Below are 24,556 nucleotides of genomic sequence, written 5' to 3'. Positions count from 1 at the left end.
CCGCCACCTTGTGGTTTGAACGTGATTTCCTATGGCTCAGCAACACAAACTCACTAAAAAAGACCTGAAAGAACTCGATTCCCTGCAACGCTTCGGCGGCCAGATGGTCGCGTTCCTGGAGACCAACCGCGCCTTGGTTTTTGGGATTGCAGGCCTGATTTTGGCGGTTCTGGTGGGGTCCTGGCTGTGGACTGAAAGAGAGACGCAGAAATTTCAGGAGATGGAAAAGCTGTATTACGAAATGGAAAAACTCCAGAAACGTCAGCAGGACAATCCCGGAGATGACATTACAAGCCAGATGCAGACCCTGCTGGGAGAGTTTGCCCCGGGACCTCAAAAATTCCGTGCGCAATTGCTTCTGGCGGAGACTCATTTCGAAAAAGGGGAATACGACTCTTCAATCAAGGTTTATGCGGAAGTGACGGAGCAGGCCAAGCGGGGATCGTTGAATTACGTGCTTGCGCGAAAAGGCCTGGCTTATGCGTACGAAGCGAAAAAGGAGTACCAGAAGGCCGTTGAAATTTACAAATCTATTATAGACAGCTCTTCAAATTTCCCGCTATTCTATATCTACATGGGGTTGGCCCGTTGTTATGAATCGTTAAATGACCCTCAGAACGCAGTCTTGATTTTAAGAGAAATAAAGAACAAATTTCCCAGCCACCCGGAACTGGAGAAGATCAACCGGAAGCTGAGGCAACTCGAGTAATCGGCATCTTTCCACGGTCGAGGGTATGTTCCCACCGTTTTTAAAAAAGTTTTGTTTCCGCACCTTTCCCTTCGCTCTCCTTCTCCTGCTCCTGTTCTGCTTTTCATCCATCGGTACCGCAAGAGCAGTCCCTTTCATAGATAAAGAAACCGAAATCAGCATGGGGCAGAAGGCGGACCCGCAGGTGATCGCCCAGTACGGGCTTTACCAGGACAAAGAACTTCAGTTGTACGTCAATCAACTGGGGCAGAACCTGGTAAGCAATCTGTCCAACCCGGAGTTCAACCGCTACTTTTTTAAGGTCGTGGACAGTTCGGAGGTCAACGCCTTCGCTCTGCCTGGAGGATACATTTACGTCACGCGCGGCCTGCTTGCCATGATCAACAGCGAGGCCGAGCTGGTGGGCGTGCTGGGACATGAGATCGGGCACGTCACCCAGCACCATGGCGCGAAACAGATCATCCGGCAGATCGGCGCGCAGATCCTGAGCATCGGCGGTGCCATTGCCAGCCCCAAGAATGCCGGGGAATGGCTGATGATCAGCACTCAGCTGTTCAACACGATCAATCTGGGCTACGGCCGCGAAGCGGAGCTGGAGTCCGACGCACATGGTTTGATGATCGCTCAAAAGTCTGGATACGATCCCAAGGCGATGGTGGATTTTCTAAGCAACCTGCGCCAGCAGGAAATTCTGAGCGGACAGGTGTACCACAGTTTTCAGGCGACGCACCCGGATACGAAAGAGCGCATCATCCGCGCCGGAACGCTTTCCGATTCCATTCACAAACGGCATGGAGACGACCTGAAAGAAAACCGGGAATTGTACCTGCAAAAAATAAAGGGGATGAAATACGGCGGACGCTCTCACATAAACGACCGCCGGGATTACGAGAAGGAATATATCGACATATACAAAGTGAAGCCTGGAGACACGTTTCACAGCATTGCGGTCAATGAACTCGGGGATGAGAAAAAGGATTGGGATATTGCCATTCTGAACGGACGCCGTCTTGAGTCCAAGCCGGTTCTTGGGGAGTATCTGAAGCTGGTCAGGAAAGGCGAACCGGCCAAAAATAAAATTCTTAAGCTTGAACCGGAAAAGTTTTGACCTTTTAATGGAAAGTAGTATTGTACTGGAAAAAAATCACACCGTTCACCTCAAGGAAAAAGGTGAAGTCTGCAACCGCTTGAACAAGGGGACCCGGGTAAAGGTTTTGCAAGCCCGGGGGAACTGGCTACAAATCACCTGGCGAAACGGAAAGAAAAAGGGGTGGATCGAAATCCCCAGCGAGCTTTCCGGAGGCCGGGCCGCCCATGCGTAATTTTTCTTTTGGGAGTAATGTGGGGCTTTATGGGTAGTCCAAATGTAGAAGATCTGGATGATGAAGAACTGTTGCTATTGTATGAGAGTACCAAAAAGCTTCTGGAGGCTCGTGCGCAGGATGAAAACTCCAGCAACAGCAACAAGAAACGATTTCTGCAGGACAAACTTCAGAGCATTGAAGACGAGTTGCGGGTGCGGAGCCTGCTGGACGGCGACTGAACCTCTTTCTTCAATCAGGAAACAAACAAAAAACCCGGACCCCCGATGGGGGTCCGGGTTTCTTTTTTGGCCGGAAAGAGGACCAGACTTCTTAGCTGGCCGCCGCTTTCTGACTGCCTACGTAGTTCAGGGCCGAACCGGCATAGAACCATTGAATCTCCCCTTCGTTCAGGGAATGGTTCACCTTGATCTTGTCGGTCGAACCGTCTTCGTGGGTCAGCACCATGGTGACCGGCTGATACGGTTGCAGTTTGTCCAGACCTTCAAACGCGATGCTGTCCTTCTGCTGGATTTTGTTGTAATCATCCTTGTTGTCGAAGGTGAAGGGCAGGACACCCTGTTTTTTCAGATTGGCCTCAAAGATGCGGGCATAGGATTTGGCCACGATGGCGCGGCAACCCATGTGCCGCGGTTCCATGGCCGCATGCTCGCGGCTGGAGCCTTCGCCGATGTTTTCATCCGCGACGGCAACCCAGCCAATGCCTTTGTCTTTGTACTCACGGGCGATCTTGTTCAATTCGTCGATCTGACCCGATACCACATTGTGGCCTTTACCGGTCTCGTTGTGGTACGCGTTTTCCGCACCGAGGAACAGGTTGTTGCTGATGTTGTCCAGATGACCGCGGAACTTCAGCCACGGACCGGCCTGAGAGATGTGGTCGGTCGTGCATTTGCCCGCCGCCTTGAACAGCACCTTGAGGTCCTTGTAATCCGCAACCGGATCATGCTTCGGAAACGGCTCCAGAAAAGCCAGGCGCTCGCTCTTGGGATCGATGATGACCTCGCCGGAGTTGGTCGGCGCAAGATATCCGCTGTCCTTGGATGCGTAGCCCTGATCCGGGTACACTTCACCCTGTGGCGGCTCGAATTTGAAATCCTTGCCGTCCGGTGTTTTCAGCGTGTCGGTCATCGGGTTGAAGTTCAATGAACCGCCGAAAGCCATGGCGACCACGATCTCCGGAGAACTGATGAAGCTCAGCGTCTCGGCGTTGCCGTCATTCCGTTTCGCAAAGTTGCGGTTGTAAGAACTGATGATGCTGTTCTTGTCACCTTTCTGGATGTCATCCCGTTTCCATTGCCCGATGCACGGTCCGCAGGCGTTGGCCAGAACCGTGGCGCCGACGTCTTCGAAATCCTTCATGATGCCGTCGCGGGTGATGGTCTGGAAAATGCGCTCCGAACCCGGGGTGACGAGGAACTTCGATTTCACCTTGAGTCCGGCCTTTTTGGCCTGACGCGCCAGGCTGACGGACCGGGTGAGGTCTTCGTAGCTGGAGTTGGTGCAGGAACCGATCAACGCCGCCGACAACTCTCGCGGATAATCGTTCTTCTCTGCATCCGCCTTCATCTGGGAAATCGTGCGCCCGAGGTCCGGGGTGTGCGGGCCGACAATGTGCGGTTCCAGTTCCGACAGGTTGATTTCGTAAACCTCGTCGTAGTATTTCTCCGGATTATTCTCGACATCCGGATCGGAAACGAGCAGCTCCCGGTACTTCTTGCACAGGTCTGCCACGGCATCGCGCTCGGTTTTCCGCATGTACACATCCATGCTGTCGTCGTACGCGAAGATGGAGGTGGTAGCGCCGAGCTCCGCGCCCATGTTGGTGACAGTGCCTTTGCTGGTGGCGCTGAGGGAGCGTGCGCCTTCGCCGAAGTACTCAATGATTTTGTTGGTGCCGCCTTTTGCGGTCAGCATGGTGGCGACCTTCAGGATGATGTCCTTGGAAGCGGTCCAGCCGCTCAGCTTGCCGGTCAGCTTGATGCCCACAAATTTCGGCATGCGGGTCATGAAGCGCTGGCCGGTCATCACGTCCACCGCGTCCGCGCCGCCGACGCCGATGGCGATCATGCCCATGCCACCGGCATTCGGAGTGTGGGAGTCGGTTCCGATCATCAACGTTCCGGGGCAGGTGTAGTTTTCATACACCACCTGGTGGATGATGCCGGAGCCGGGCTTCCAAAAACCCATACCGTACTTCATCGCCGCGGAGCGGAGAAAGTCGTACACTTCCCTGTTGGTGTCCTCAGCGGCCTTCAGGTCCTCAGCCGATCCGGTGTGCGCCTGAATGAGATGGTCGCAGTGTACGGTCGTGGGAACCGCCACTTCCGGAATTTTGGCAGACATGAACTGAAGAATGGCCATCTGAGCCGTGGCGTCTTGCATGGCAACACGGTCAGCATCCAGGAAAATATCCGATTTGCCCCGCTCCAGCTTTGAAAAATCCGTTGCCGGGTCCATGTGCGAGTAGAGGATTTTCTCGACGATCGTCAGGTCGCGCCCCAAATTCTTCCGCGCGGCATCGAGAACCTTGCCCATGGATTCAAAGCGTTTTTCGATAGGTGCCGGATCCATTAACATTGAAAAGCTCCTTAGTTTAAAAAAACAGTTGATCGGTGTTATAGTAGGCCCCTCGCTTTGAGTTGCCAGGATTTGGCTCAGGGAGGGATTGCAGGAAACTCGTAGAGTCTCGACTGGAACGGTAGATTCTGCCATGATTGAAATAAAAATTCAACTTTCTTGAAGTCTGATTTTTCCCTGTTATCGCTGGGGTTGCAGGCTTGGCCGGGGAGGGGGGCGCCCCGTATTTTTGAAGGCACCATGACTTCTATTTTCGACACGCCACAATTCAACCAGAACCTGTTTTTTCCGCGTCCCGACCATGGGTCCCGCCCGGCCGGGGCGGAGGACCTGTTCATCCCCGTGGAGGGGGAAAACAAGGTCCACGTGCGGCGGCACCCGAACCCGAGTGCGCGCTTCAGCCTGTTGTTTTTTCACGGCAACGGGGAGATTGTCGCGGACTACGATGAGCTGGCGCAGGCCTATCACCAGTTGGGAGCCGACTTCATCGTCTGCGATTACCGGGGTTACGGCAAAAGCGATGGCTATCCCACTCTGCGGGCAGCACTTATGGATGCGCACGCTGTGTACAAGGCGTTGAAAGAAGGAGGGCACCTTCTGCCTGCGGTCTGCGTCATGGGGCGCTCGCTGGGCAGTGCCTCGGCCATCGAGCTATGCGCCTCCTATCCGGAGATCAAGGCCTGCGTCATCGAGAGCGGCTACGCTGACCCGATTCCGCTGGTGGAGCGGCGCGGGCTCAAAATCGACGGCACCACGCCGGAAGAGGACGCGGTGTTCAACAACAGCAAAAAGATTGAACGGGTGAAATGCCCGCTCCTCATCATGCACGGTGAGGACGATACATTGATCTACCCTCACGAAGCGAAGTTGAACTACGAGCAGGCGGGGTCGGAGGACAAGGCTCTGCAGATCCTGCCGGGAGTGGGGCACAACGACATCCTCATGGCTCCGGATTACGGCTATTTCCGTTGCCTGATGCGGTTTTTCGAGCAGGTGCTTTGAACGCCCGGAAGGATGGGATTGTTGTACAATGTGAGGCATCACCCATGCATTAAGGGGAACCATGACCGTCGCCAAAAAGTTTTATAACATTGAGGGAATCATCCGGAACGGCTTCAAGCTGAGCCGGGACCTGTCCACGTTGGACTTCCACTTCACCAAGCTGGGCGACTCCGGCGTGGCGGAGCTGGCGAAGTCGCGGTCGGTGCGCAACCTGCGGCGTCTCATCATCCCGAACCAGAAGTTGACCCCGGAGAGCGCACGCTACATCGCCGAGTCGGAAAACCTGAGCAACCTCCAATACCTGAAACTGTACAAGAACAAGCTGGGCGATGAGGGATGCCGCTACATCTCGCAGTCGCGCAACATGGAGCAGTTGAAATCCCTGCGGCTGGCGTGGAACGACATCGGGCCCGAAGGGGTGAAACATTTGTGCGCGTCGAACAACCTGCAAAACCTCACCAGCCTGGTGCTGTCGGAAAATCCCATCGGCGACGAGGGCGCGCGCCACCTTGCCGCCAGCCAGAACCTTCCCAGTCTGGAAATGCTGGACTTGAAAAAGTCGGAGATCACCGACGAGGGGGCGCTGGCTCTCGCCGAAAGCAAAAATTATATCAACCTTCAGCGGCTGGACCTCAGCGCCAACAAGCTGACCCAGAAAGGCAAGGACGCCATCAAGGTGTTCCTGACCCTGAACATGATCCGCAAACGCCTGAGCGAGGACGGCGAGACGCTGGACTTGAGCAAGCTCAACCTGGGCGACGTGGAAGCGAAGGTGGTCTCGGAATTCGAGGGGCTCAAGAATTTAAAGAAGCTGTACCTGGAGATCAACCACATCACCGCCGTGGGCGCGGGTTACCTGGCGGGTTCGGAGTATCTGCAGAACCTCACTTTCCTGTCGCTCGACCAAAACCACATCGATGACGAAGGGCTGGCCGCCATCGCCGCATCCGAGTACATGGCCAACCTGGAAGTGCTGATGATCGAGCACAACGGCATCACCAACGAGGGATTGAAGGCGGTCGCTGACTCCGAACACATGGCCAACCTCGTGCGCCTCTACCTCGACGACAATCCGTTCAACGAGGAAGGTCTCGACTTCCTGCGCGAATCGGAGTACATGGACAACCTGGAATACCCGGTGCTGGAAGTGGAGGAAGAAGAGGAAGAGGAAGAAGAGGAAGAAGAGGAAGAATTCGAAGACGTTGTCGCCGAGGACGAAGACGACGAGGAAGAAGACCTCGACGAGGACGAAGAGTACGCCACCTAGCTCCATTGCATGGAGGACAGGATGGGTACTGCATTGGGGGGAACGATGGTCTCCCCGCCCAATTTAAAATCGGCTTATTTTAAGGAATGCGCCCACAGCCCATCGCAGGGAAGGTAAAGCAATAGCTGGCCTGGTAACGGGCCACGCCCGTTACCAGGAGGTCATCCACAGTTCCCTGGACGACCGCATCTTGAAAATATCTCCCACCTTTTGCGCGAACTCCTGAGCCGTGAACGATTTGTTGTAGTCGTTGGCCTCGTAACGGAAGGGGTTCCACGACAGCACCAGCCGTTCGATGAACATCTCGTCCAGCGGTACCTGCTTGATCTTGCGGATGAGGCCGGTTTCGGAATCGACCAGAATGGCGGCCATGGTGACGTCGTCCTTCGCATAAAGCGCTTCGCAGAACCCGGGCGCTTCTTTTTCGTTGTCGCAGGGATTGCACGGCGCTTCCAGAATCCAGTCCTCGCTGCCGATGGCGAAAATGGGAATGGCGGGAAACTCGCTTTCGGTGATCAGCTTGGCGCGCCACTTGCCGTTCCATGCGGCGATCTGCTCTTCCGTGGGATTGGGGATGGAGCCGATCAACAGCATGTCGCCGTTGGCGGAAATCGACAACCCGCCGCCGGTGCCCGCCACCTGCACCGGACAGGGCTTGCCTTCTTCAAATCGAATGGTGTCTTGCGTCATGGTTTCCCTAGTTGAAGATGAAGGTTTTCGTTTTGGTTTCCAATTCTCCGAAATCCGCCCCCGGTCGTCAAGTTGAAACCGTCCCGCCGGGAAAGGCCTTGAGATACACCCGGCCTTCCGGTATGCTAGCCCACTTCCGAAGGTTTTCGATCACACTCGACGCGTTTTCGTACCATGAAGACAACCCTCATCGGCCATGCCTGTTTGTGGATTGAGTCCAAGGACACCACAATACTGTGCGATCCGTGCCTGTTCAGCATCCATTTCGAAGAGATCAATCACTATTATCCGCAGGTGGAGATCGACCGCGAAAAGCTGAAACGCCCGGACGTGCTGTACCTGTCGCACCGGCATCAGGACCATTTCGACATCCGCACGCTGGCGTACCTGCCGAAAGACCTCAAGGTGTTGTGTCCGCAGGACCCGCTCATGCTCGAATGCCTGAAGGAACTGGGCTACACCGATGTTACGGCGGTAGAAAGTTTTGAAGCCTACCCGGTGAAGGGGCTGAACCTGATTCCCACGCCGTCGCTGACGCAGGACTATTATCCCGAGCACGGGATCATTGTGCAGGACGGAGAGGTGAGTATCTGGAACCAGGTGGATACCATCGTTTCGCCCAAGATCATCGAATACATTCATCGTATTTGCGGCCGGGTGGATTTCGCACACGTGCGGTTCCAGCCGTTGCTGGAGCAGAACTTCACCTTCCACAAGCCCTGTGTCCTGCCGTTCGAGGAATACAGTTCGTTTCTCAAAGTGGCCAAGGCGCTGTCGCCGAAATTCGCCGTGCCCGGCTCTGCGGGCGAGCGTTTTTTCGATCGCTTCGAGTTTCTGAATCACTTTGTGTTTCCCACCACGCAGGAGCAGTTTCTGGAAGACCTCCGCGAGTTCGCACCGGAGATTCAATCGAGCGTATTCAATCCGGGCGACATCGCCGAGATCACGAAAGAGGGTGTGACCATTCACGAAAAGAAGTCGGAGGTGGCGTGTTTCGTGGAGTCCGATGAGCGTGTGACCGCGTTCAATCCGTTGATGGAAGTGCCGCGCATCCGCACCCTGACAACCGATCCGGCCCGACAGGCGGAAGAGAAACAATTTGTCGAGAACTTTCTGCAGAAAGAGTTTCCGGAGCGACTCCAGCAGTTGGAGGTGGCCTCGGCGTGGGGACACTGGAAGGTGGGCTACCGGCTGGAGCTGTTCGGTGAGAACGACTCCGACGTGTGGAGCATCGACTTCAGCAAGTCGCCCGCTATCACGAAGGGCTATCTCGGCCGGGTCAACGTGTATGAAGGCATCTCGTATTCCGAGCTGTACCGCATGATTAAAGGCGAGACCAATTGGGATTTCGTTGGTGCGTCCGGCCAGTACCGCACGTTCCACAATGTGTACCGCGTGGTGGGCGGGAACTTCGAGTGCTTCCCGCAGGAGAAAAAATTCCCTCAACCGCTCATGGAAATATTCCCGCCGGACAAGGCCATGGACCGGGAAAAATACATGAAAGACGTGCGCCGCTGGAAAGGGCAGTTTGAGGGCAACTCCTAGGGATGCAATAATATTGACAGGGTGGGGGAAAAAAACTAAACTGCTTCCCTTCAAGGATTTATCGCGATTTCAAGGCGGTGTAGCTCAGCTGGTTAGAGCATACGGCTCATATCCGTAGCGTCCGGGGTTCAAGTCCCTGCACCGCCACCAGATACGAAAAAGGCCCGGAGACCTGTCTCCGGGCCTTTCTCATTTTTCCGACCAATCACCACAACATTCCCGCTCGGGTTTAAAATTCCATCCGGTTGTAGTACTGGTTGTCGCATGCCAACGTGCAGGCCGTCCGTTCTTCCCCGCACCGGAACTGCTTGGTCGGGTCGTCGCCCGCCGAGCTCATGCAGGTTTCAAATTTGCTCTGGCATTGCTCCAGGCAGGGCATCAATCCCTGAAAGAGCAGGTGGCGTTCCCAGTTTCCGTTGTGGTTCCCTACATTCTGAAAGTGCAGAGCATCATCGATGATCTGGTTGAGCGCGGCACGGGTGACCGGAGACGTTTTCTCCTGGTCGGCCGATATGCCCGGTCCCGCGAAAGCCAGGTTGAACGTTGCCAGAAGAAATCCGATAACGATGGCTATTGCGAAACGCTGTTTCATGACAATCCTCCTTTTGGACATGAAGTGTGAGGTTTTTAAGGTCTCATTGCTTCCAATGAAACGGATGTTTTGGAAGTCAAGATGTTCCCTTGATCCGAATTCAGCCATTTTTTTACCTGTTTGGGCGGGAAAATCAGGGAAACTTACGATTGACAGAGGCCCGGCGAAATATTTAAAATGAAAATAATTCTCATTATAAGCCATTGGAATTGAGGATCTTTTATGGACTCGACCGGACCCGAGGAAGAGATAATTTGTCAATGTTTTCAGGTCTCTGACCGGGTAATCAAGACACACATCCGGGAAGAAAACCTGCAATCCATCGAGGAAATCACTGCCGCCTGCGGTGCCGGGGGAGGGTGCCAGTCCTGCCACATGCTCCTCCAATTATTCCTCGACCAGCACCACAACAAGCTCCAGCCTGCCGAAAAATCAGATCCGCCCTCCAACGGGCAGGTTCAAAAACGGGGGATTTTCAGTAAACTGTTTGCCAGATACTGATGTCAAAACGATTCCCTAACCGGTCTTTCTTTTTATGAAAACCCTTTACTTCGACTGCTACACCGGGATCAGTGGCGACATGATCCTGGGGTCGCTGGTGGACCTGGGAGCGGACCTCAAGGTGTTGCAGGAGAGCCTTAAATCGCTCGGTCTCAAAGACTACGAAATCAAATCGAGGCGGGTGAAGCGCGGGCATCTGGCGGGAACCAAGGTGGAGGTGAAGGTGGGGCATTCGCATCACCATCACCGTGGACTGGCGGACATCCGCGCCATCATCCAAAAATCCAAATTACCGGCCGTCGTGAAAGAAAAAGCGGTGGCGGTGTTCGAGCGGCTGGGCCGGGCCGAGGCGCGAGTGCACCGCATCGCACTCGACAAGGTGCACTTTCACGAAGTCGGCGCGGTGGATTCCATCATTGATATCGTCGGCGGCGTGTACGCCCTGCATCTTCTGGAAGTCGAGCAGGTGATGGCGTCCCCCATCAACACGGGCGAGGGCACGGTGGCCTGCGAGCACGGCATCCTGCCGGTTCCGGCTCCCGCCACGCTGGAGTTGCTGAAAGGCATCCCCTGTTTTTCCAGCGGCGTGCCGAAGGAATTGACCACGCCCACCGGTGCGGCGATGATCGGGTACTTTGCCGAAAAGTTCCAGGGCATGCCCCTCATGACCATCTCGAAAGTGGGCTATGGCGCGGGAACGCACCAGATCGACGATCAACCGAATTTACTGCGCGCTGTGCTGGGCGAGACGGTGGCGAAGTCCACCGACCGGGTGGTCTTGCTCGAGACCAACATCGATGACATGAACCCGGAGTTTTACGATCACGTCATGGACCGCCTGTTCGAGGCCGGGGCGCTGGACGTGTACTTCACCCCGATTTCCATGAAAAAGAACCGGCCTGCAGTCAAACTCTCGGTGTTATCCCCGCCACGAAAACGCGATTCCCTCTCGAAAATCCTGCTGGCGGAAACTTCGACTTACGGAGTGAGGTCGTGCGAGATGGAGCGCACCGTGCTGGAGCGGAAGGTGGAGTCGGTTAAAACCCGCCTGGGTACGGTGAAGGTGAAGGTGGGGTGGCTGGCTGGCGTCCCGGTGCACATCTCTCCGGAGTACGAAGACTGCCGCCGCATTGCAGCCAAGAAGAAAGTGCCGCTCAGGGAAGTGTACGAAGAAGCTTTGCGTAACGCGGAAGAGCAGTTGAAGGGGTAGGCGGGCGGTTCAAAGCCCGTGTTTCTTGAAATACTCTTCGTAATGCTTCTGGTACATGATGTCCCACTCCTCCGTCCCCTCGCGGAGTTTGCGGGTGGTGTAGGATTCGATGATGCGCCGCGCTTCGGCATCCGCCTTGTCGTCGATCTTCAACTCCTCATTGATGACCCGCGCGATTTCCAGGCGCACGTCGTTGAGGTCTTCCTTGTAGTCGATCTCCTCGCGGTTTTCGAAATCCCTTACGATGAGCTTGCTGATGTGGTTGACTTTTTCCCGGCTCAGTTTCATGGTTCCGTTTCTGTTTAAAGAATGAGGCCGCGTTCCCGCACCAGTTTGGACTTCACCATCTGGAACACGCGCCCGTAATCCATCATGTCGCGCTCGTAATCCTTGGTGCGGGATTCCAACAGCATTTTCACTTCCTCGTTCAGCCGGTCTTCCACCATCAGGTCTTCGGTGATGATCTCGTGAATGATGGCTTCCAGTTTCTCCGGCCGGTCGTCCCAAATGATGAAATTATTCTCGATCAGGGAGCGGACGGTTTTTTTGGCGATGCGGTCTATTAATTCTTTCTGAATTCTCATGAACCTGCGTGTATGGTTTTAAAATAGTAAGCGGGCGACGGGGTTCGAACCCGCGACATTCAGCTTGGGAAGCTGACACTCTACCAACTGAGCTACACCCGCCTGTTTTCAGTCTTCAACCAAAATCAAGAACAAGTTGTCGCCGGTAGTCTGGATATCCAGAATTTCCAGCCCCTTGCTACGGACTTCCCTGATGGCTTTGTCCACCATTTTCTCGATGGCCTCGGCACTTTCCTCACTGATATTGATCACTTTGACCCCAGTGATTTTTTTGATTGTCCGATCCATCGGCTCGTTGCGCCAATCTAATTTACTGATTATAAAGCTTTTTTTTCAAAGGAAACAACAGTTACCGGGTTGCCCGACAGGCTGGAGCCTGTATCTGGGTGGCATTATCCAATATTTCCGAGGTCGAAGCAAATTTTATCGCCCCAAATTCTTCAAACCAAACGGGTTTTGCAGTTGGACAAGGAGTTTGAAATCATCATTGTAATTGTTTTTTTCTTTGAGTAAGATGATGTCACGAAAGATAGATGGTGGCTGGAAACGCCAATACATTCAATCGTGTTTCCACACACCGGCATATCGCCAGAGCACAGCACCCCAGCCCTTCATTGGGCTTTGTTTGTATGGCCGGAAACCGGCGACCCTCGAAACGAAGTCGCAAACAGCGAAAAGGATAAAGCGTGGTAAATACCCTGGGTTTTACCGATAAGATTCCTGTCTCGAAGCACCTCAAGGAACTCAAAGACCGCGTGGTGCAGACCGCTATCGTGGTGGGTTTCTTTTTTGGCGTCTGTTTTTACTTTATCGAGATCCTGCTCGGCTGGCTGGAAGACCCGCTTCCCAAACAATGGGCGCATCTTACCTTCATCACACCCACGGAGCCGTTCTTCACCAACATGAAGGTGGCATTCATGGGTTCGCTGTTCATCTCCATGCCGCTCATCCTCTATCACTTCTGGATGTTCATCTCACCCGGCCTCAAGGTCAAGGAGAAGAAGATCACGTTCATGTTTGTGTTCTTCGGTACGATGTTTTTCGTCTTCGGCGGCACATTTTGTTATTTTCTCGTGGTGCCGCTGGCGCTGAAATTCCTGTTCAACTACGGCGTGCAGTACTGGCAGATGCAGGTGACCATCGGCTTTTACTTCTCCTTCATCGTGAAGCTGATCCTCGCCTTTGCCTTCGCATTTCAGACGCCGCTGATCATGGTCCTGCTCACCAAATTCGGTGTCATCAACACCATCAAGATGCGCATGTACCGCAAGTGGGCCTTCCTCGGCTGCTTTGCTTTGGCCGCCATTCTCACACCGCCTGATATTGTCACCCAGGTTCTTCTTGGCGTGCCATTGTACTGTCTGTATGAATTCGGCGTCCTCGTATCCACGTTCTTCGAGGACCCCAAACAGCGTGAGCAGGTGTTGAAACAGGTGCAACTGGACCGCGAAATGCGCAAGGCCCAAAAAGAGGCCCAGCAGGCGCAGAAGGACGCCAAAAAGAGAAAGGTCAAGGTCAAACCGCAGAAGAAAGCGGTGTGATCCTGTCGCCGGTGTTCTCCACTCAATTCTAACTTCGTTTCCCGTTACGCGGGCTTATCGAATCGCGACGGATTGGCCTCACAGCAGGAATGCCAGAAAGGTGACCACGCGCGGATAGAAGTACGCCACCATCCATCCTCCCAGCGCACACCCCACTTGAAAAGTTAAGGAAGCCCAGAGCGTGCCCGTCCCGTAGAAAAGGCCGGAGCAGATCAAGCCGATCAGAAACAGGCTGAGCTTGAGTTCAAAATGAACGAGGGCGAACACAGCGGCGGCAAGATAGACGGCCGTTACCGGTTTCACCACACGGAACAGAGCCGGGAGAAGGTATCCGGTGAAGTACGCCTGCTCGATGAAAGGCATGACGAGGACCTGTCCCACCACAATCAGCGCAAGCGTTTCGGTGGAGGGAAGGGCGGCGGCACGATTTTCCGCTCCGGCAAACAACTCCGTCTGGTCCAGTCCTGAAGCCTCGATGAAGGCATCGAACAAAGGCACCGCTCCGGCAATCAGGAGGCCGGGAATCAGGCCTATCGCCCCATCGCGCATCCACGTTTCTCTTTGGAATCCAAGCTGGCTCAATGTCAGCTTCTTCGTTGCCAGCATCGCCAACAGCACCAGCCCGAAATACGCGGACCCCACCCAGCCGGCAAAGCGGTGCGGATCGCGAAACAGCAGGTGCACCAGCGGGTACACAACGCAGACATATCCCGCCAGGCTCCAAACGGGTCCCTTCAAGTTCCATTGTGCTGTCTGTGCCTTGGGTTTCATGTTTGAAGGAAGGTGCAATTTCCTTTCATCAACATTGGAGCGTCCATGATAGTATATTCGCGATTTGTTCGAATGAGGAAATAGGAGACACTATGTCAGAAGAAAGCATGGAGGCTGGCTGGAGGTCCGCGAATTTATCCGAAGAGGACCTGCGAAAAAAACTGCAGCTGGCCAAACATGAACTGGTCGCCGCCGATCTCTCCGGCATTCAGTTGAGCAAGGCAGATCTGACCGACGCCAACCTGATGCGCACCGACATGAGCCAGGCGACGTTGACCGCCATCGATTTCCGCCGCTCGGACATGTTGGGGGTCAAGTTCATGGAAGCGGTGATGACCGATTGCAAGTTCACCGGCAGTCACCTGACGCAGGCACGGTTCGAGGACGCAAAGCTGATCCGAATCGTGCTGAACGGGCTTCAATTGGCAAATACCAGCTTTCGTGGAACGCGGTTTGAGAATTGCCAGATCAACAAGTCCATACTGACGAAATCGGACCTGAGCGGGGCGGAGATGGTCCAGTGCCAGTTCATCCAGGCCGATGCTACCCATTCCACCTTTCGTGGCATCCAGATCACCGACTCCGACCTCAGCTTCATCCGCCTTGTGCGGGTGGACTTCCGGGAATCCGAACTCAAGAATGTCAATTTCGATAGCGCCAACCTGAACCAGACCGATTTCAGCGTGGCTACCCTGGAAAACGTGAACTTCAAGAAGGCGCTTTTGGGGCAGTCCAATTTCATCAGTACGGAAATGACGAATTGCGACTTCTCGCAGGCGGACCTGGAGCGGTCCAATTTCAGCGAGACCGACATGACGGGCGCCAAACTCAAGGGGACCATTCTGCACGGAGCGAATCTGCAAAAAGCGGGGAACCTGACGGCGGAGCAAATCAACGAAGCTAAAATCGACAAACGCACGGTTTTGCCCCACTATCTGGAAGTGGAATGGACCTCCAAAACGGAGTTTGTGTGCAAAGCTCGCAACTGAGCGCCTCGCTAAATATTCTATTTAAATTCAAATAGTTATGTTTATTTTTTTAATTCAGTAGCTGAGCGGGCTTTGGTTTTGAAATTTTTGGGAAGGGGTTATTTCGCAGGCGTGCTCCCGAAACCGGGCGCAATCTGTTAAGATGGGCCGGTCAGGTTCAATGCCGGTCTTCCAGCCCGACTGGCGGAACCCCCGGTTCTCCGGCGGTCCCTTCTGGTGACTCCTTCTACTCTCGATGCGGGCGAATCGATCCTCCCGTCATGAACCCAGAAACTATCCAGCGCAACCAAGGAAGCAGATAAGGCCGTATGAACAGAGAAAACAAAATTGGAAAAATAGTGATCGCCTCCGACCATGCCGGATTCGAGCTGAAGCAGTCGCTTATTGAAGCCATGCGGGCCGATGGTGTGGAAGTGACGGATCTGGGCCCGGATTCATCCGACCAGGTGGATTACCCGGATTACGGCATCAAGGTGGCCAACATGGTGTCCGAGGACGAAAACCTGAGCGGCATTGTTATGTGCGGCACCGGCATCGGTATGTCCATTGTGGTCAACCGGTTCCCCAAAGTGCGCGGCACGTTGTGCAACGATGTGTACACGGCCAAGCTCTGCCGCCAGCATAACGACTCGAACATCCTCATCATGGGCGGGCGGGTGATCGGCAAGGGACTTGCCTACGAGATCGTTCGCACTTGGATGAGCACGCCGTTTGAAGGTGGGCGCCACGGCCGGCGGCTGGAAAAGATCAACAATATCGGAAAAATGCTCAGCAAAGGAGAACTTTAAATTGTCACTTCTATCTGAATTCGACCCGGAAATCGCACAAGCCATCAAGGGCGAGATCGACCGCGAAAATTTCACGCTGGAGATGATCGCCTCCGAAAACTTTGTAAGCCCCCAGGTGCTGGAAGCGGTGGGCTCGGTGATGACCAACAAGTATGCCGAAGGCTACCCTAATAAGCGCTATTACGGCGGGTGCAAATACGTGGACATCGCCGAACAGCTGGCGATCGACCGGGCGAAGGAGATATTTGGCGCGGAGCATGCCAACGTACAGCCGCATTCCGGTTCGCAGGCCAACATGGCGGTGTACCACGCCGTGTGCGAACCCGGCGACACCATCATGGGCATGAACCTGTCTCACGGTGGACACCTGACCCACGGTGCGCCGGTCAACTTTTCCGGCTATACCTACAAGGTCGTGCAGTACGGCGTTAATAAAGAAACCGAAGTGATCGACTACGACGAAGTGGAAAGGCTGGCCAAAGAACACCGGCCGAAGATGATCGTCGTCGGGGCCAGCGCCTATCCGCGGGTGATCGACGCCAAACGCTTCCGTGAGATCGCGGATGAAGTGGGCGCGAAGATCATGACCGACATCGCGCATCCGGCAGGACTGGTCGCGGCCAAGCTGTATCCCAGCCCGGTGCCGTATTCCGATTTCGTCACCACCACCACGCACAAAACCCTGCGCGGACCGCGCGGCGGCATGATCCTCTGCAAGGAGGAATACGCCAAAGAAGTGAACAAGAAGATTTTCCCCGGCATTCAGGGCGGGCCGCTGATGCACGTCATCGCCGCCAAGGCAGTGGCCTTCAAGGAAGCCCTGCAGCCGGATTTCGTCGAGTACCAGAAGCAGGTCATCAAGAATGCCCAGTGCCTGGCTGATTTTCTCAAGGAGCACGAGTTCAAGATCGTCAGCGGCGGCACCGACACGCACCTGATCCTGGTGGACCTCAACAACAAGGGCATCACCGGCAAGCAGGCGGAAGAGGCGCTGGACCAGGCGGGCATCACCGTCAACAAGAACACCGTGCCGTTCGAGACGCGCAGTCCCTTTGTCACCTCCGGCATCCGCATCGGCACCCCGGCGCTCACCACCCGCGGCATGAAGGAAGACGCGATGAAGCAGATCGGCAAGATGATCGTCGGCGTGCTGGAGCATGTGGACGACGCCGCCTACATCGAGAAAACCCGCAAGCAGGTGCGGGACCTCTGCGAGCAGTACCCGTTTCACATGGAGCTTTCCAACAAGTACTGAATCTCGATGAAATGCCCTAAATGCTCCAACATGGAAAACAAGGTCATTGATTCCCGCACCAACCGGGAAGGGGACATGACCCGCCGCCGGCGAGAGTGTCTGAACTGCGGTGAGCGGTTCACCACCTACGAGCGCATCGAGACCACGCCGCTGCTTGTCGTCAAGAAAGACGGGCGGCGAGAGGAATTCGACCGCCGCAAGATCATGTCCGGCATTCAGAAAGCCTGCCAGAAGCGTCCCGTCAGCATCGAGCAGATGGAAGAGATCGTGGACCGGATCGAAAAGCACTTCCAGGAATCCGGGGACAAGGAGGTCTCCGCCGTCACCGTCGGCGAGAAGGTCGTGAAGGAGCTGTACAATCTGGATGGCGTCGCCTATGTCCGTTTTGCCTCGGTGTACCGGGACTTCAAGGATGCCAACGAGTTTTTATCCGAACTCAGGAACTTCGTCAAAAACAAGGAAGATCATTAGCGGGACGGGTCTTCGGATCACCAGATCCTGCCCGGTTCAAAAGGCTTTTTCCCCCACCCGGTTTTTCTTTATAATCGAAGGGAAGCCCAACCCGAGGAACAAAGGCGGACTGTGCCCTAAACCATTGTAATTCCTTGGTTATCGTGGTACGATGCACCTTCCTTTTCCCGCGTCACCAGATATGACATGAAAGTCCTGACCTTCAATATCGCCATGATCAGTTACCTGATGGCTTCCTTGGAGTATTTCGTTTATTTGATATACCGGCGGCAGTTCGTGTCGTCGTTGGCGACGGCCACCGCCGCAGTGGGCTTGTTTTTTCATACAGTGCTCATCGGCCTGCGTTCGCAGGAGACGGGACACGGCCCTTACACCACATCCTTTGAAGTGGCAATTTTCTTTTCCTGGGTGGTGGTTGTGGTGTACTTTATTACCCATTGGAAATACAAGATCAAGGACTTGGGGTCGTTCGTCATCCCCCTGGCCTTTCTGATCCTTTTGTACGCGACGTTCCTGTCGGAAGAAGTGGTGCAGTTTCCGGAATCTCAGTTCCGGGGCCTCATGACCCTGCACCGCACGCTGTCCATCCTGGGGTTCGCGGCTTTCGCCATCGCCTTTGCGGTGGGATTGATGTACCTCATTCAGGAACGGCAGGTGAAATCGAAGAAGCTGGGCATCATGTACTTTCGCATGCCGCCTTTGGAGTCGATGGACCAACTCAATTTCAAGGTGGTGGCGATCGGGTTTCCCCTGTTCACGCTGGGTTTTTTGACCGGTGGCATTTGGACCACGCAGACGACGGAGTCGCCGTTCTTTTCGTGGGACATCGTCAAGACATGGCCGCTGGTGGTTGGATGGATCATATACGGCGTCGTATTTTTCGGACGGTTCATGACGGGACTGCGGGGCCGGAAAGCGGCATGGGGCTCCGTTTTGGGATTCATCACGGTCATGTTCAGTTACCTTCTGCACGTTTGATATGGAATACAACAATCTGGTAATCGTCGGAGTCAACCACAAGAACACCCCCGTGGAGCTGCGGGAGCGGCTGGCGTTCACCCAGGGCACGATTGAGGAATCCTCGGAAAAACTCAACCAGTTTCCGGAGATCGAGGAGAACCTCATCATCTCCACCTGCAACCGGGTGGAGATCTACGCCCGCGTGAAGGATATCAACCATGGTGTGCTGAGGCTGAAACGCTTCATCTCCGACTACCACCAGATTCCCCTCGACGTCCTCGACGAACATTTTTATTCCTACACCGAGGACAAAACCATCGAGCACCTGTTCCGCGTGTCGGCAAGCCTCGACTCCATGATCGTCGGCGAAGCACAGATTCTGGGGCAGGTGAAGGACGCATACAGCCTGGCGCGTTCGCTTCGCACCACGGGCATTTTCCTCAACCAGCTTTTCGAGAAAGCGTTCAACGTTGCCAAGCGAATCCGCGAGGAAACCGGCATCGCCGAGAGCGCGGTGTCCATCAGTTCCGCCGCGGTGGAGTTGGCGCGGAAGATTTTTGACAATCTGGAGAACCACACCGTCATGCTGGTGGGCACGGGCGAGATGGCGGAACTCGCCGCACGGCACCTCATGACGTACGGGCTCAAAACCGTGTATGTCGCCAGCCGTACATACGAGCGCGCCGCAGGCCTGGCCAAGACCCTGAACGGCAGTGCGCTCGGGTTTGACGAGTTTAAAGAAGAGTTGTACCGGGCTGACATCGTTATCAGCTCCACCGCCGCGCCCAACTTCATCATCACCAAAGAGATGGTGGAGGAGGCATTGCACAAACGCAAGAACCGCGCGATGTTCCTGATCGACATCGCCGTGCCGCGCGACATCGCCCCGGAGGTCAACGATCTCGAAAACGTGTACCTTTATGATATTGACGATTTGCAGAGCGTCGTCGATGCCAACATGAAGGAACGTGAGAAGGAGGCCGAACTGGCTATGGAGATCATTCACTCCGAGGTGGTCAAGTTCAACAGTTGGCTGGAATCGCGGGACGCAGTGCCCACCATCGTTGGCCTGCGTCAGAAAGCTGAAGACATCCGGCGGCGGGAACTGGACAAAACCCTCAAGCGTCTCGATCACCTGTCCGGTGAGGACAAGAATGCCCTCGAACAGATGACGCTCTCCATCATCAATAAAATTCTTCACAAACCCACGGTCAACCTGAAGGAGAAAACGCGCACTTCCGAAGGGCAGGCTTATCTGAAAGCCATTCGCGACCTGTTTCACCTGGACGATTAATGGACCCCTTATTTGCATCCATATACAAAATAAATCAAATTCGTATCGGCACGCGGGGCAGTCCGCTTGCACTCTGGCAGGCCAACTGGATCAAGTCCCTGCTGGAGGAGGAACACCCGGACATTGCTGTAACGCTGATCACCATCAAAACCTCCGGCGACAAGATTCAGGACGTGCCGCTGGCGAAGGTGGGAGGCAAGGGGCTGTTCACCAAGGAAATCGAGGAAAGCCTGCTGAGGAATGAAGTCGATATCGCCGTGCACAGCATGAAGGACGTGCCCATGAAACTGCCGCCCGGGCTGGGGTTGTCCATCATCACGGAACGGGAAGACCCGCGGGACGCTCTCATCTCCCGCGACGGCAAGAAGCTGGACGAACTGCCGCAGGGAGCGAAAGTCGGCACGGGCAGTTTTCGCAGGACCACTCAGTTGCTGGCGTACCGGCCGGATCTGGAGATCGTGCCCATGCGCGGCAATGTCGGCACCCGTCTCGATAAAATGGAAAAAGAAAATCTCGATGCCATCATTCTGGCCGCGGCGGGACTGAAGCGGATGGGGATGGCCGACCGCATCACCGAATGCATTCCGCCGGAGATCATGTTGCCCGGAGGCGGGCAGGGTGCGGTGGGTATCGAAACGCGCAAGGACGACCCCGGCGTGATCGACCGCCTTTTGCCGCTCGAACACGACGACACGCACACGGCGTTGGAGGCGGAACGGTCTTTTCTACACCGGCTGGAAGGCGGATGCCAGGTGCCCATCGGCGTTTATGCCACGGTGGACGGCAACCGCATTCATGTCCGCGGCATGGTGGGCAGTCTCGACGGCAAGCAGATTTTCCGAGCCGAGAGGTCCGGCATCACTCAGGACGCGGTCAAGCTGGGAGACGAATGCGCTCTGGATGTCCTCGGGCAGGGCGCGGGGAAAATCCTCGACGAAATCTACAACCGCTGAGCGGATCAACCGCTGATGCGGTTCAGCTTCTTTTGCGGGGCGGGCAGTAGGTGCTGATGTCAAACATGGAGTAGATGAAGCAATTTCCAGCCATGCCCGTGATGACAATGATCACGCCCACAAGCGCCGTGGTCCATCCCCAGAATCCGCCGGAGGTCAACCCGCTCAGCAACAGGGCCACGCCCAGCATCATTCGAATCAACCTGTCCACATGGCCGACGTTGTAGGTCATCGTATTTCCTTTCTATTTTCCGTTGAAAATCACAGCCAGTATTCTTCCGGCTTACCCAGCCGCTCTTCTGCCAGCCGGGTGGCTTCTTCACGGAAAATAATATCTTTGCTGGCGCGCTCTTTCAACCTTTTCGTGATGGTGAGGATATTGCGGCTCACCGTTTCGAAAATGAGGTTCTCCACATAGGGCCGGCCGTGGTTTCCCATGCCCAGGACCCGCTCCCGGTATGCCTCATCCTGTGTCATTTTCACCTCCACCGCGCATCCGATCACACCGCCGCAATTGACGATGAAGTCGGTGTAGGACAGGATTTTCCTCCGGTTCTCAAGGTAGTACTCGGTCATCTTGTTGCTGGGGGTGTTGGCGCCCTGAAAGATTCTCCCGCACATCAGGCGGTCGGCATTGCGTGCGGTGATGGCATCCGGACGCGCGGCGGGAATCAGGATGTCGCAGGGCGCTTCCAGCAGGCGGGACACGTTGCCATTTGAAAATCGTTTGTCCACCTGCCCACGGTACGCCGCCAGGCCTTTGGGATTGCCCCGGGCCTGGTTGAGCTCACGGACCTGAAGTCCCTTGGCATTCCACAGAGCCGTGCTGACATCGGAGGCTCCGACTATGAGCGCGCCTTCTTCGGTCAGCTTGTTGCCGATCGCGCTACCGACGTTGCCGAAACCCTGGATCACAACGCGCGCACCTTTGATCTGGAAGTTGGGATCGATGCCTTCCAGTGTCTTGATGGCGGAATAAAGGCTGTGTCCGGTGAGGCCCCATTTGTCGATGGGCACTCCGCCCTTGGCGAAGGGACGCCCCGCCGCGCCGCGTCCGTGGTAGGGGTCGCCCAGCATTTCCGTGTTGTACTGGAAGATGCGCTGGGTGTCGTTTTCATCCGTGCTCATGTCCGGAGCGGCGATGTAGCTGTCGATGGGAAAGATGGCTTCCGCGAACGCGCCGATGAGGTCCTGCTTCATCCCCTGTCCCCGGCCAAAATTATTCGGGTCGAAAGCGATGCCCGACTTGGCCCCGCCGAAGGGCAGGTTGGCGGCGCTGTTTTTCAGAGTCATGGTGCGGGCGAGCCGCATGATTTCCCACACCGAAAGGTCCGCCGCGATGCGGATGCCGCCCAGGCCCGGGCCGCGCCGGGTGCTGTCCACCACGACGTACCCCCACACGGCACCCGTTTTCGGGTCCACAATCTGGTATTTGTTTTGCGGCGGCTGGTCGTCAGAAGGGGCGAAATGGCGTGGGTTGCCCGACTCCATGGCGCAGGGTTCCGCCACCAGTTTTTCTGGAATTTTGATCTTACTCAAACCATCCTCATTTCAGTTCTGCAATTTCTGTAATCCATGGTTCAAACCGCCTCCCATAATTTAGAGTAACGGCATAACGCGGTTCCATGTCATTTTTTTTACCGACGCGGCGGTTGCGCGCATTGCTCCAATATCGGGGTTTTGAAACCAATCTCAAAAATTGATCCCGAAACAAATGAGGAACATGCAGGCTGTCCACAAGGATTTTCTGGATATAACCGTTTATAACCGCATCGTTACTCCCAACTTTTTTGTTTTTGTTGGAAGGCAAATAAGTTTTTCGTATCCGTACGATTCCCCGAACGATGAGATAACGGGAGCGGTCCGGATAACGTTGCCGAAGCTGCGAGGCGGAGGGTCCGGCATCGACGGCAAACAGGCGCGATTGCGTGACCATGCTTCGTTTCAGACTGTCGATCTGCCGGTTGAGTGATTTGATTTTTTCCGCATCCGTTTCTTTTTCGAGGTCTGCCTTGAGAGACCCATAATATGCCGCCGCACCTTGCCGCCACAGCTTCCAGGCCGGGCCTTCCATTTCCAAAACGATGAACGCGTCGCGGGGAAGCTGATGCTGGTAATAATCGTAAGCTCTCGTGTCGTTGACCGGCATGTCCACCCGGAAACCCAGTGCGGTCAGTTTGTCCGCGGTGAACCAACCCGGTTCCGGATTGTAATGCCCCGGTTTCTGAAAGCCCGGCATCTGCCAGGTAAGCCGTAGAAACAGCCCGGTGTTTTCCCGTTCCTGCCAGGCTTTGGGCAGTTCCCGCTCCGTCAGGGTGAGGGTGGCGTCCGGTTCGCCGTAACGGTTGTACACCACACCTGCGATCACCCAGACGTTGGCGATCAGAACCAGACCGATAGCCAAAGCCAGTCCGTAGCGTTTCATATCGCCTCCCGAAACCGGTTGCGCATATTACGGAATAACACCAGCAGGCCAATGGTGATGAGACTCAGCACAAAAAAGAACAGCGACTTCGGCAGGGCGTCCCACCACCAGTCAAAAAACTTTGTGTAGAAAAACAGAGTGCAAAACGTGGTGCCGATGTGTGTGATGCCGGTATAGTGAAAGCGAACGCCAAGCCATACCGTGATTCCGTAGGCCGCGAGCGTCGCCACCTGGTAGCTGACTTCGATCAGGTTCTCTTCAGCCAGCAGATAACTGCAATGGCCACAATAGGACATGATGAGCAGGGCAATGTGAATCGAAAGCAGGCCGACGAGATGATAAAACCAGACGAAATGAGGATACTGCCGGTGCTCTAGGGCGAGCGGCAGGGCCAGCAAAACCAGGCCACCGAAAATGAAGTTCTCCGGGCGTTCACCGAAATGAAGCCAGTAGATCCCGGAAAATGCGCCCACTGTGGCCGACAGATACGCCAGCAGGCAAAGCAGTCCCGCCAGCAATAACAACCGCAGGCCAAAGCGGTAGGCCAGCACGACAGCAAACGCGCCCCAGACCAGAAATGCGTTCTGCGATGGAGTGATGTTGTACAGCGACCCCATGACATTAAGGTTCAGCACGAATCCGATGAAAGCGACCAGTCCGATCAGGGAAGCATAGTAATGCGAAGGCTCGCGGTGGGCGGCAAATGTCATGGTCAACACCGCAAGGATGGGAAGTGCGATGACGGAGACGATCTGCACCGACTCCGGGATCAATCCCCATATCTGGTAAAAGAAGAAAAAGATACTGGCGCAGAGGGCCAGCCCACCGAGGAATGTGAGGATGCGCATTCCCAATGAAAGCTGTTTTTCCGCGGCGGTGGTGTCCGTATCGAATTGTCGTTTGAACCGCGCGATCAGATCGGCATGATAGCTTTCGATCAAACGCCGTGTTTCGTAGGGCAGGCGAATCAGGCCCGAACCTTCGATTTCCTGCAACTCATTCTGGAAAGCCCGGATGCGATCCACCCGTTCCTGTGCTTTCTTTTTACTGGGGAAACGGTCCATCCAACTCTCTTACCTAAACATGGCGCACAGCGGGTTTCTGTGC

General features: G+C 55.2%; 28 protein-coding genes and 2 tRNA genes. 18 read left to right on the top strand and 12 right to left on the bottom strand.

Features of this window, described 5'->3' with window-relative positions; translation table 11 throughout:
• Positions 1-31: 31 nt before the first annotated feature.
• The 4 genes from J2S31_RS07940 (at position 32) to J2S31_RS07930 (ending at position 2,252) form a co-directional block, all read left to right on the top strand.
• Positions 32-709 carry a tetratricopeptide repeat protein gene (locus J2S31_RS07940; RefSeq protein WP_237098549.1) on the top strand — a complete coding sequence of 226 codons (678 nt, stop codon included), beginning with the start codon at positions 32-34 and terminating at the stop codon, positions 707-709.
• Positions 710-869: 160 nt separating this feature from the next.
• A complete protein-coding gene (locus tag J2S31_RS07935) occupies positions 870-1,817 on the top strand; it encodes a M48 family metallopeptidase (RefSeq protein ID WP_237098548.1) in 948 nt (315 codons plus the stop codon).
• A 7-nt stretch (positions 1,818-1,824) separates the two neighbouring features.
• Positions 1,825-2,031, top strand: a complete 207-nt coding sequence (locus J2S31_RS14730; RefSeq protein WP_371831649.1) for an SH3 domain-containing protein — start codon at positions 1,825-1,827, stop codon at positions 2,029-2,031.
• A 29-nt stretch (positions 2,032-2,060) separates the two neighbouring features.
• Positions 2,061-2,252, top strand: a complete 192-nt coding sequence (locus J2S31_RS07930; RefSeq protein ID WP_237098547.1) for a hypothetical protein — start codon at positions 2,061-2,063, stop codon at positions 2,250-2,252.
• A 91-nt stretch (positions 2,253-2,343) separates the two neighbouring features.
• Here J2S31_RS07930 and J2S31_RS07925 read toward each other — a convergent pair whose 3' ends face one another.
• The gene (locus tag J2S31_RS07925) at positions 2,344-4,611 is read right to left on the bottom strand and encodes an aconitate hydratase (protein ID WP_371831631.1); all 2,268 of its coding nucleotides are present in this window, start codon (positions 4,609-4,611) and stop codon (positions 2,344-2,346) included.
• A gap of 240 nt (positions 4,612-4,851) precedes the next feature.
• Here J2S31_RS07925 and J2S31_RS07920 point away from each other — a divergent pair, with 240 nt between their 5' ends.
• Positions 4,852-5,613, top strand: a complete 762-nt coding sequence (locus tag J2S31_RS07920) for an alpha/beta hydrolase (protein ID WP_237098545.1) — start codon at positions 4,852-4,854, stop codon at positions 5,611-5,613.
• Positions 5,614-5,674: 61 nt separating this feature from the next.
• Positions 5,675-6,880 carry a hypothetical protein gene (locus J2S31_RS07915; protein ID WP_237098544.1) on the top strand — a complete coding sequence of 402 codons (1,206 nt, stop codon included), beginning with the start codon at positions 5,675-5,677 and terminating at the stop codon, positions 6,878-6,880.
• A 150-nt stretch (positions 6,881-7,030) separates the two neighbouring features.
• On the opposite strand, the gene J2S31_RS07910 is transcribed toward J2S31_RS07915, so the two are convergent.
• Positions 7,031-7,570: a hypothetical protein gene (locus tag J2S31_RS07910; RefSeq protein ID WP_237098543.1), complete on the bottom strand. Its 540-nt coding sequence runs from the start codon at positions 7,568-7,570 to the stop codon at positions 7,031-7,033.
• Positions 7,571-7,744: 174 nt separating this feature from the next.
• On the opposite strand from J2S31_RS07910, the gene J2S31_RS07905 reads away from it, so the two are divergent.
• Together J2S31_RS07905 and J2S31_RS07900 are read left to right on the top strand one after the other, a co-directional pair.
• Positions 7,745-9,115: an MBL fold metallo-hydrolase gene (locus tag J2S31_RS07905; protein WP_237098542.1), complete on the top strand. Its 1,371-nt coding sequence runs from the start codon at positions 7,745-7,747 to the stop codon at positions 9,113-9,115.
• A 73-nt stretch (positions 9,116-9,188) separates the two neighbouring features.
• A tRNA-Met gene (locus tag J2S31_RS07900) sits at positions 9,189-9,265 on the top strand.
• 79 nt (positions 9,266-9,344) lie between these two features.
• Here J2S31_RS07900 and J2S31_RS07895 read toward each other — a convergent pair.
• Positions 9,345-9,707 (bottom strand): hypothetical protein, encoded by a 363-nt coding sequence (locus tag J2S31_RS07895; protein WP_237098541.1) that lies wholly within the window; start codon positions 9,705-9,707, stop codon positions 9,345-9,347.
• Positions 9,708-9,929: 222 nt separating this feature from the next.
• Here J2S31_RS07895 and J2S31_RS14725 point away from each other — a divergent pair, with 222 nt between their 5' ends.
• Both J2S31_RS14725 and larC read left to right on the top strand, forming a co-directional pair.
• Positions 9,930-10,208, top strand: a complete 279-nt coding sequence (locus J2S31_RS14725; protein ID WP_371831630.1) for a (2Fe-2S)-binding protein — start codon at positions 9,930-9,932, stop codon at positions 10,206-10,208.
• A 34-nt stretch (positions 10,209-10,242) separates the two neighbouring features.
• A complete protein-coding gene (gene larC / locus J2S31_RS07890) occupies positions 10,243-11,418 on the top strand; it encodes a nickel pincer cofactor biosynthesis protein LarC (RefSeq protein ID WP_237098540.1) in 1,176 nt (391 codons plus the stop codon).
• Between the two features lie 9 nt (positions 11,419-11,427).
• Here larC and J2S31_RS14590 read toward each other — a convergent pair whose 3' ends face one another.
• The 4 genes from J2S31_RS14590 to J2S31_RS07875 all read right to left on the bottom strand — a co-directional run bounded on the left by J2S31_RS14590 (position 11,428) and on the right by J2S31_RS07875 (position 12,290).
• A complete protein-coding gene (locus J2S31_RS14590) occupies positions 11,428-11,706 on the bottom strand; it encodes a DUF507 family protein (RefSeq protein WP_272908669.1) in 279 nt (92 codons plus the stop codon).
• Between the two features lie 14 nt (positions 11,707-11,720).
• Positions 11,721-12,002, bottom strand: a complete 282-nt coding sequence (locus tag J2S31_RS14585) for a DUF507 family protein (RefSeq protein ID WP_005010312.1) — start codon at positions 12,000-12,002, stop codon at positions 11,721-11,723.
• Positions 12,003-12,031: 29 nt separating this feature from the next.
• Positions 12,032-12,104, bottom strand: a tRNA-Gly gene (locus J2S31_RS07880).
• Positions 12,105-12,110: 6 nt separating this feature from the next.
• Positions 12,111-12,290 carry a hypothetical protein gene (locus tag J2S31_RS07875; protein ID WP_237098539.1) on the bottom strand — a complete coding sequence of 60 codons (180 nt, stop codon included), beginning with the start codon at positions 12,288-12,290 and terminating at the stop codon, positions 12,111-12,113.
• Between the two features lie 398 nt (positions 12,291-12,688).
• Between J2S31_RS07875 and tatC the strand changes: the two genes are divergently transcribed.
• Complete coding sequence (gene tatC, locus J2S31_RS07870) at positions 12,689-13,543, top strand: twin-arginine translocase subunit TatC (RefSeq protein WP_237098538.1); 855 nt, start codon at positions 12,689-12,691, stop codon at positions 13,541-13,543.
• A 78-nt stretch (positions 13,544-13,621) separates the two neighbouring features.
• Here the strand turns inward: tatC and J2S31_RS07865 are convergent, their stop codons facing one another.
• Entirely contained in the window at positions 13,622-14,281 is a 660-nt protein-coding gene (locus J2S31_RS07865; protein WP_237098537.1) for a CPBP family intramembrane glutamic endopeptidase, read from the bottom strand.
• A gap of 125 nt (positions 14,282-14,406) precedes the next feature.
• On the opposite strand from J2S31_RS07865, the gene J2S31_RS07860 reads away from it, so the two are divergent.
• The 7 genes from J2S31_RS07860 (at position 14,407) to hemC (ending at position 21,024) form a co-directional block, all read left to right on the top strand.
• Entirely contained in the window at positions 14,407-15,303 is an 897-nt protein-coding gene (locus J2S31_RS07860) for a pentapeptide repeat-containing protein (protein WP_237098536.1), read from the top strand.
• A 308-nt stretch (positions 15,304-15,611) separates the two neighbouring features.
• Entirely contained in the window at positions 15,612-16,091 is a 480-nt protein-coding gene (gene rpiB / locus J2S31_RS07855) for a ribose 5-phosphate isomerase B (protein WP_237098535.1), read from the top strand.
• Position 16,092: 1 nt separating this feature from the next.
• On the top strand, positions 16,093-17,346 hold the full coding sequence (gene glyA / locus J2S31_RS07850) for a serine hydroxymethyltransferase (protein WP_237098534.1): 1,254 nt from the start codon (positions 16,093-16,095) through the stop codon (positions 17,344-17,346).
• Positions 17,347-17,352: 6 nt separating this feature from the next.
• Entirely contained in the window at positions 17,353-17,817 is a 465-nt protein-coding gene (gene nrdR / locus J2S31_RS07845) for a transcriptional regulator NrdR (RefSeq protein ID WP_237098533.1), read from the top strand.
• 186 nt (positions 17,818-18,003) lie between these two features.
• Positions 18,004-18,795: a cytochrome C assembly family protein gene (locus tag J2S31_RS07840; RefSeq protein ID WP_237098532.1), complete on the top strand. Its 792-nt coding sequence runs from the start codon at positions 18,004-18,006 to the stop codon at positions 18,793-18,795.
• 1 nt (position 18,796) lies between these two features.
• Entirely contained in the window at positions 18,797-20,071 is a 1,275-nt protein-coding gene (gene hemA / locus J2S31_RS07835; protein ID WP_237098531.1) for a glutamyl-tRNA reductase, read from the top strand.
• Positions 20,071-21,024 carry a hydroxymethylbilane synthase gene (gene hemC, locus J2S31_RS07830; protein WP_237098530.1) on the top strand — a complete coding sequence of 318 codons (954 nt, stop codon included), beginning with the start codon at positions 20,071-20,073 and terminating at the stop codon, positions 21,022-21,024. Before hemA ends, hemC begins: the two co-directional genes overlap by 1 nt.
• Before the next feature lie 22 nt (positions 21,025-21,046).
• Here the strand turns inward: hemC and J2S31_RS07825 are convergent, their stop codons facing one another.
• From J2S31_RS07825 to J2S31_RS07810, 4 genes are read right to left on the bottom strand one after another with little or no spacing between them, the layout of a single operon-like run.
• Positions 21,047-21,256: a YgaP family membrane protein gene (locus J2S31_RS07825; RefSeq protein WP_237098529.1), complete on the bottom strand. Its 210-nt coding sequence runs from the start codon at positions 21,254-21,256 to the stop codon at positions 21,047-21,049.
• A 29-nt stretch (positions 21,257-21,285) separates the two neighbouring features.
• The gene (locus tag J2S31_RS07820; protein ID WP_237098528.1) at positions 21,286-22,563 is read right to left on the bottom strand and encodes a Glu/Leu/Phe/Val family dehydrogenase; all 1,278 of its coding nucleotides are present in this window, start codon (positions 22,561-22,563) and stop codon (positions 21,286-21,288) included.
• 7 nt (positions 22,564-22,570) lie between these two features.
• Positions 22,571-23,449 carry a DUF4824 family protein gene (locus J2S31_RS07815; RefSeq protein ID WP_237098527.1) on the bottom strand — a complete coding sequence of 293 codons (879 nt, stop codon included), beginning with the start codon at positions 23,447-23,449 and terminating at the stop codon, positions 22,571-22,573.
• Positions 23,446-24,513 carry a DUF2157 domain-containing protein gene (locus J2S31_RS07810; RefSeq protein ID WP_237098526.1) on the bottom strand — a complete coding sequence of 356 codons (1,068 nt, stop codon included), beginning with the start codon at positions 24,511-24,513 and terminating at the stop codon, positions 23,446-23,448. The genes J2S31_RS07815 and J2S31_RS07810 overlap by 4 nt, the downstream gene beginning before the upstream one ends.
• Positions 24,514-24,556 lie beyond the last annotated feature (43 nt).

Origin of the sequence: Nitrospina gracilis Nb-211 (assembly GCF_021845525.1) — a bacterium.
In the GTDB taxonomy this organism is placed as follows: domain Bacteria; phylum Nitrospinota; class Nitrospinia; order Nitrospinales; family Nitrospinaceae; genus Nitrospina; species Nitrospina gracilis_A.
The sequence above is the reverse complement of the archived record's forward strand: the minus strand, read 5'-3'. Positions and strand labels throughout refer to the sequence as shown.

Coding starts and splice junctions, on each gene's coding strand:
- J2S31_RS07940 (WP_237098549.1), top strand. CDS start 32: ATGGCTCAGCAACACAAACTCACTAAAAAAGACCTGAAAGAACTCGAT.
- J2S31_RS07935 (WP_237098548.1), top strand. CDS start 870: ATGGGGCAGAAGGCGGACCCGCAGGTGATCGCCCAGTACGGGCTTTAC.
- J2S31_RS14730 (WP_371831649.1), top strand. CDS start 1,825: ATGGAAAGTAGTATTGTACTGGAAAAAAATCACACCGTTCACCTCAAG.
- J2S31_RS07930 (WP_237098547.1), top strand. CDS start 2,061: ATGGGTAGTCCAAATGTAGAAGATCTGGATGATGAAGAACTGTTGCTA.
- J2S31_RS07925 (WP_371831631.1), bottom strand. CDS start 4,611: ATGTTAATGGATCCGGCACCTATCGAAAAACGCTTTGAATCCATGGGC.
- J2S31_RS07920 (WP_237098545.1), top strand. CDS start 4,852: ATGACTTCTATTTTCGACACGCCACAATTCAACCAGAACCTGTTTTTT.
- J2S31_RS07915 (WP_237098544.1), top strand. CDS start 5,675: ATGACCGTCGCCAAAAAGTTTTATAACATTGAGGGAATCATCCGGAAC.
- J2S31_RS07910 (WP_237098543.1), bottom strand. CDS start 7,570: ATGACGCAAGACACCATTCGATTTGAAGAAGGCAAGCCCTGTCCGGTG.
- J2S31_RS07905 (WP_237098542.1), top strand. CDS start 7,745: ATGAAGACAACCCTCATCGGCCATGCCTGTTTGTGGATTGAGTCCAAG.
- J2S31_RS07895 (WP_237098541.1), bottom strand. CDS start 9,707: ATGAAACAGCGTTTCGCAATAGCCATCGTTATCGGATTTCTTCTGGCA.
- J2S31_RS14725 (WP_371831630.1), top strand. CDS start 9,930: ATGGACTCGACCGGACCCGAGGAAGAGATAATTTGTCAATGTTTTCAG.
- larC (WP_237098540.1), top strand. CDS start 10,243: ATGAAAACCCTTTACTTCGACTGCTACACCGGGATCAGTGGCGACATG.
- J2S31_RS14590 (WP_272908669.1), bottom strand. CDS start 11,706: ATGAAACTGAGCCGGGAAAAAGTCAACCACATCAGCAAGCTCATCGTA.
- J2S31_RS14585 (WP_005010312.1), bottom strand. CDS start 12,002: ATGAGAATTCAGAAAGAATTAATAGACCGCATCGCCAAAAAAACCGTC.
- J2S31_RS07875 (WP_237098539.1), bottom strand. CDS start 12,290: ATGGATCGGACAATCAAAAAAATCACTGGGGTCAAAGTGATCAATATC.
- J2S31_RS07860 (WP_237098536.1), top strand. CDS start 14,407: ATGTCAGAAGAAAGCATGGAGGCTGGCTGGAGGTCCGCGAATTTATCC.
- rpiB (WP_237098535.1), top strand. CDS start 15,612: ATGAACAGAGAAAACAAAATTGGAAAAATAGTGATCGCCTCCGACCAT.
- nrdR (WP_237098533.1), top strand. CDS start 17,353: ATGAAATGCCCTAAATGCTCCAACATGGAAAACAAGGTCATTGATTCC.
- J2S31_RS07840 (WP_237098532.1), top strand. CDS start 18,004: ATGAAAGTCCTGACCTTCAATATCGCCATGATCAGTTACCTGATGGCT.
- hemA (WP_237098531.1), top strand. CDS start 18,797: ATGGAATACAACAATCTGGTAATCGTCGGAGTCAACCACAAGAACACC.
- hemC (WP_237098530.1), top strand. CDS start 20,071: ATGGACCCCTTATTTGCATCCATATACAAAATAAATCAAATTCGTATC.
- J2S31_RS07825 (WP_237098529.1), bottom strand. CDS start 21,256: ATGACCTACAACGTCGGCCATGTGGACAGGTTGATTCGAATGATGCTG.
- J2S31_RS07815 (WP_237098527.1), bottom strand. CDS start 23,449: ATGAAACGCTACGGACTGGCTTTGGCTATCGGTCTGGTTCTGATCGCC.
- J2S31_RS07810 (WP_237098526.1), bottom strand. CDS start 24,513: ATGGACCGTTTCCCCAGTAAAAAGAAAGCACAGGAACGGGTGGATCGC.